Genomic DNA, 1,699 nt, shown 5'->3' on the forward strand with positions numbered 1-1,699 from the left:
GGTCGCGGACCTCGCTCTGGCGCGGTCGCCCGCGGTGCTGCCCGGCCGTCCGGCCGGCGCGCGCCACCTCTGCCGAGACCTGCTCCACCTCGACGCCGAGCCAACCCGCGACGGTGCGGGTGTATTCGGGGCGCAGCGACCGGTCCCGGATGCTCGCGACGATCGGCGCGGCCGCCCGCAGCGCCTGCACCCTCCCCTCGACCGAGTGGAGGTCGAACCGGCCGACGGTCGTGCGAACCGCGAACTCGAACATCGGCACAGCGTCCTCGATGAGGGCCCGCACCGCCGGCTCACCGCCGGACTGCCGCAGCTCGCACGGGTCCTGCCCGGACGCCGCCACCGCCACATAGGACTGCGAGGCCCAGCGCTGGTCCTCCCCGAAGGCCCGCATCGCCGCCTTCTGCCCGGCCGCGTCGCCGTCGAAGGTGAAGACGACGCGGGCAGGCGCCTGGTCGGCCTCGTCACGCATGATCCGCCGCAGCGTCTTGATGTGCTCCACGCCGAACGCCGTGCCGCAGGTCGCGACGGCTGTCTCGATGCCGGACAGGTGGCACGCCATCACGTCGGTATAGCCCTCGACGACCACCGCCTGCCGGTCGCGTGAGATCGCCTTCTTGGACAGGTCGAGCCCGTAGAGGACCTGTGACTTCTTGTAGATCGGGGTCTCGGAGGTGTTGAGGTACTTGGCCTCGATCCGGTCGTCGTCGAAGATCCGGCGCGCGCCGAAACCCACCACGTCGCCGGTGATGTCGCGGATCGGCCACACCAGCCGCCCGCGGAACCGGTCATACAGTCCACGACTGCCGCGCCCGGCCAGGCCGCCCGTGGTGATCTCGTCGTCAGTGAATCCCTTGTCGCGCAGGTGCCGCGAGAGCTCCTCCCCGGCCCGCGGCGCGAAACCGATGCCGAACTGTTCGGCCGCGCGCCGGTCGAACCCCCGCTCGCGCAGGAAGTCGCGGCCCGCCCGCGCGTCGGGCAGGTTGACCAGCGCCGTGGCATAGAACTCAGCGGCCACGCGGTGTGCCTCGATCAGCCGGGCGCGTCGGCCGATTCCCTCCCCCCGTGGACGTCCCCCGGTGCTCTCGTCGTAGGTCAGCTCCATGCCGAGCTTGGCGGCGAGGCGCTCGACCGCCTCGGTGAAAGAGAGGTGCTCGACCTTCTGCACGAACGAGATGACGTCGCCGCCCTCACCGCAGCCGAAGCAGTGCCACGCCCCCACCGCCGGCCGGATGTTGAAGGACGGGGTCTTCTCGTCGTGGAACGGGCAGAGGCCCTTGAGCGACCCGGGACCGGCGCTGCGCAGCGTGACGTGCTCGCGCACCACGTCCTCGAGCGACGAGCGCTCCTTGACGAGCGCGACGTCCTCGGTCTTGATCAGACCGGCCACGGACCCTCCTTCGTATGCCGTGAGTCTAGGAGGTGCGCCGCGTCACCCGCCCGCCGCTGTGGACACCGTGACGCGCACCCGGACGGCGTGTGCGGCAGAAGGGGTCATCTGCGACGCCTGCTGCCGCAGGAATGCGGTCAGCCGGCGAGGTCGCGCACCACCTCGGCGGCCGGCTCGTCGCGTGCGCTGAGGTGACCGACCCCGGCATACAGCGGCTGTCCCTCGATGTCGCCGGCCTCCGTCGCGGCCGCGCGCAGCGGCGCCACGACCTGCTGCACCATGGGGAAGGCGGCGGGCACGCGGTCGCCGTAG

At 71.9% G+C, this 1,699-nt stretch carries 1 protein-coding gene; it reads right to left on the minus strand.

Translation table 11 applies throughout. The features are described 5' to 3' along the window. Window positions 1-1,387, minus strand: a 1,387-nt coding sequence (gene dnaG, locus FRW57_RS21295; protein ID WP_152187007.1) for a DNA primase, incomplete at its 3' end; no start/stop codon positions are given. Window positions 1,388-1,699: the final 312 nt, after the last annotated feature.

The sequence above is a fragment of the Segeticoccus rhizosphaerae genome (assembly GCF_009192725.1).
GTDB classification, from domain to species: Bacteria; Actinomycetota; Actinomycetes; order Actinomycetales; family Dermatophilaceae; genus Segeticoccus; species Segeticoccus rhizosphaerae.